This is a genomic window from Portibacter marinus, from assembly GCF_021533195.1.
In the GTDB taxonomy this organism is placed as follows: Bacteria; Bacteroidota; Bacteroidia; order Chitinophagales; family Saprospiraceae; genus Portibacter; species Portibacter marinus.
Map to the genome: position 1 here is coordinate 1 of NZ_JAJNKB010000031.1, position 3,973 is coordinate 3,973.

Sequence of the window (3,973 nt, forward strand, 5' to 3'; positions counted from 1 at the left end):
ATAAAACGAAGCTAAAAGTAGCTGCATAAATATTCATGTTTCCCACTATGTTCAACATCTGAAAATATCTTACCATGGATATTTTTGATATTGAAATGTGGAAAACCGAACTGCCAAATTCAAACTTGAAAACAGACTATTTCTGTCTAACAATTGGGGGGAAGCTCATTTCTAATATTAAAGTCATTAAAGTCCCCTTCAAGTCGACTGAATATGTGTTCTATAGATGACACGTAGAGATTATTTCGCTTGGTTATTACTTTATCGCTTGAACCTCTAGAATTTTTAAACCGTATAACAAACTTATCGCACTCATAGAATTTTTCGAGTTTAGTTGGATGAACAATATCAATATCTCTTCGATCTACTCTCTGTAAATTTTGGTAAGAGAATTGCTTGACATCTTCAATTATTGAATCTATCAGTTTATTATCAAGCTCTTCTATCAGTTCCTCGTTTTCAATCTTTTTAAAAAAGGATAAATCAACTGGTTCAACGTTCTCGATCAAATTGTCTAATAGCTCTATTAATTCCAATAAATCGTCAAAAGAAATTACTTTTCTCAAACAGAAATAAGAGCCTATTTCAAGAATTGCTTGGTTTAAATCTAAATCGAAATTTGCAAAAAGACCGTTTTTTAATTCTTCTCTAATCACAATTTTCATCACAGAAGGAATTTCTGAGAATTCAATTGTGTCTGCTACTGTTTGATTAAAATTGTATGTTGTCGTCTGAAGTGAAACATTATTGGCTATTGAGCGAGATTTTATTTCAATAACCAAATCTTCTGTTGGGCTTGCTATTCTGCTGTACACATCTATTCCAAAGGAAGGATTTATGAATGTACCGATTACAGATCTCCCACTTCCTCCAATTACGCAATAAACTGAATTGTTGTAGTTTACAAATAGAACATATGAAAACTTTATAATACTAAAATTCTGATCTTGACCAATGTAGTCAGGTAAGAATAATCTCCAATGATGTTTTTCAACAGGTTGATTATAGCAATAAGATGCAAATCTAAAATTATCAACTTCTCCTTCTTCAAACTGAATATTGAATGTTTCAAGTTCGTTTCCGCTTGCGTAAATATGTTTTCTATGGTTTTCAGTAACAATTTGAACCTTTTCTTCAAATGATTTACCTCTCAAGGCAAAATGAGTTTCTTTTAATTTGAAAACTTTTATGTGAAATTTTTGATTCATCTCTTTGTGCAAATCTGATGATAGCTAACGTGATAGCTGTATCCGTCGTGGCGTCAGCGATAGCAGCCATGACGAGATGACAGCGTGTTATCTCTAGGCTTTTTCACGGCTCACTTATTTCAAATTTACAATTGTCTATCTGAATTTGAAATAGATCCTTGGTCAATTTCCTAACATCTTTCACTAATTGATTTTTCTCGCCTTCATAGTCTGATTGATAAATTTCAACACCATCAACGGAATACTCCTTTATATGTTTATGGTTTTTCATTTGTGATTTCACAGTCAAATAATTATCGTTTGAGGAGTCATTGGCTATATGAAGGCCAAATGTAAATGGTTTGGGTTCTTCTAAAAATTCGCTAGAAATTAGTTGAAAAAGGATTATATTTTCATAAATCACATTGATTAGAAATTTCTTTCCTTTATCAATAAATTCTGTTTGTGCGTGATTTAATATTGAAGATAAAGTCTGGTCAAGATTTTCTATATCTTTATTTGAATCGGATAGATGATAAACATTTTGCATCAATTCAATAATTCTAGTTTTTGAAATTGGTGAAAGCTGATCTGTTTTAAGTTGACAATTTTCTGTAACTCTTATGATTCCCAGCTCTCTAGATTTTACCATTTTAACATCAATTTGAAGACCAAGACTTTTTTCATAAAATGGTAGTTCTGAAATAAGTTGACCTTCTATCATGATCTCCTTTCCTTCTTTTAGACTTATGAATTCTCCCCTAAATGATTCATTAGGAATTGAGCACCAGGCAAGAATAGAAATATCATCCAAAGAAGATTGGACTTCAAGTTTGATTTCACCTTTAATTATTAAATATGATTTATTAATAAGATAACTATTGCTCGATAGTGGTATTACTCTTCCAGTATCATGCTCATCATAAAGATCAGTAACTTGAGTTGGGATTGGGCATGTAAATGAATTAAGTATAGGATGAACTCGATGGCATATATTACATTTAAAGTCTTTCATATTCTAGCTTAGAGATAACGGCCAGCGATAGGAGGAGTTTCGCTTTCCCCTATCTTGATCGGTTTTCTAATGTAGCAATATTTCATTCAATACTTGCAATCAGGACTCTTCTTAAGCGAAATTACTTCCTTATCGCATGTTATATTTCGTTTTGCTAAAAAAAAATCTCAAGACACACATCGATGTCTTTAAAAGGTTAAGCCGAAAGCGAAAGCCCCATTGATGAGCCACGAAGAGAAAGCATGGAATGGTTTAAGGCGAGCGACTACCAGATAGATGCTCCAAAAATCTAAAGTATAGCGCCAAAAGGTTTAAAAGAGACTAAATCAATTGAGATTTATGAGCGAAGCTGTGCAGAAAGTCGGACTACGGTGCTACAGTGAATATTCAAACATTTGAAAATTCAATCGGACATCTGAAGTCCATCACAGGGAATCAGTGATATCAAGTAACGAGCGAAAGCCGGCTTAAGCGTTTATTCAAGTCATTCCAACCTACTAAAATCAAGGGTAAATGAAATATAACGGTGTAATGCATGGTGAGTATGAGCGATAGCGAAATATTCACTCATGCATAGTGTTAGGTCTAGTTGCGTTTTTTGACGATCCTATATTTTGTTGTTCTATCTTCTCCTTTCTTTTCAAACTTACCTAAACTGACTCCTTTGTTCAAATCTCTGGTAGCCGTAGCAGTTGAAATATCTTTAAATATAAATAGATAATCTTTTCTTGTAAACTCCTCTTGTTGATAATTTTCTATGAAATATAAGATGCGCTCCTCATCATTCAATTGGGTTCTTTGAGTTTCGATTAGCTGTTGAAGTGATTTCTTTATGATGCCAAGCATATATTCTATAAATACTGTTGAAATACCTTGTTTGTCAGCAATTGATAGAGTTTTATAGTACTCTGATTGGGTGTTTCGGACTTCTTCTTCGATTGGTAAATACTCAAATACAGGATTTTCTTTCATCAAAATGATAGTCTGCCACAATCTTCCCATTCTTCCATTTCCATCCATGAATGGGTGTATAAATTCCATTTCGTAATGAAATACACAACTTTTGATGATCAAATTGTCATCTCCGGTTGATACATATGCAAAGAGTTCAGTCATTAAATGATGGACATTCCATGCGGGTGGAGCCATGTGTGCAACTTTTTCACCTTTAAAAATTCCAACTCCCTTAGTCCTAAATTGACCAGGATGCTCTATTAAGCCTTGCATCAGTAATTCATGAGCACATAAATATGAATCCATGTCATATGGATCAAATTGGTCGAGTTGATTGTAGACTTTTATGGCGTTTTTAACTTCTAAAATATCCTTTGAAGGTCCCAGAACTCTTTTGTTGTTGAATAGAGTTGTGACTTGATCGATACTTAATGTGTTTCCCTCAATTTCTAAAGAAGATTGGATTGATTTGATTCTATTTTCTTTCCGAAGATTAGTTTCCGGTTTCCGTAAATAGGTTGAATCCACAACACCTAAAAGTTTGCCTATTTCAGTTGAAAGATTTATAATTCCTGAAGTTCCTTCATAATACTTACGAATCATGATAGCATCATTTGATTGCATAAATATACAAATAATCAAAATAATCAGATTATTTAAATACAAATGATGCTATCATCAATTAGACCTAACGGATTAGTGGCATGTGGAGGAGCGACGTTAGGAGCTATTCCATCATCGCCACCTGTTAGCAGTAGAAATTTCTTACAGCTTTCTAAAGTATTTTTCAGCTTCATCCAAATTTTTAAATCTTACA

The 3,973-nt window shown here is 33.1% G+C and carries 3 protein-coding genes; all 3 read right to left on the reverse strand.

The features are described 5' to 3' along the window. Window positions 1–146: 146 nt before the first annotated feature. A complete protein-coding gene (locus L2567_RS20575; RefSeq protein ID WP_235299748.1) occupies window positions 147–1,208 on the reverse strand; it encodes a DUF6119 family protein in 1,062 nt (353 codons plus the stop codon). Window positions 1,209–1,311: 103 nt separating this feature from the next. Further along, complete coding sequence (locus L2567_RS20580) at window positions 1,312–2,202, reverse strand: DUF2199 domain-containing protein (RefSeq protein ID WP_235299749.1); 891 nt, start codon at window positions 2,200–2,202, stop codon at window positions 1,312–1,314. 585 nt (window positions 2,203–2,787) lie between these two features. Beyond that, a complete protein-coding gene (locus L2567_RS20585) occupies window positions 2,788–3,756 on the reverse strand; it encodes a Fic family protein (protein WP_454824041.1) in 969 nt (322 codons plus the stop codon). Between the last annotated feature and the right edge of the window lie 217 nt (window positions 3,757–3,973).

Excerpts from the sequence above, each read along its gene's own strand:
- L2567_RS20575 (WP_235299748.1), bottom strand. The coding sequence starts at position 1,208 with ATGAATCAAAAATTTCACATAAAAGTTTTCAAATTAAAAGAAACTCAT.
- L2567_RS20580 (WP_235299749.1), bottom strand. The coding sequence starts at position 2,202 with ATGAAAGACTTTAAATGTAATATATGCCATCGAGTTCATCCTATACTT.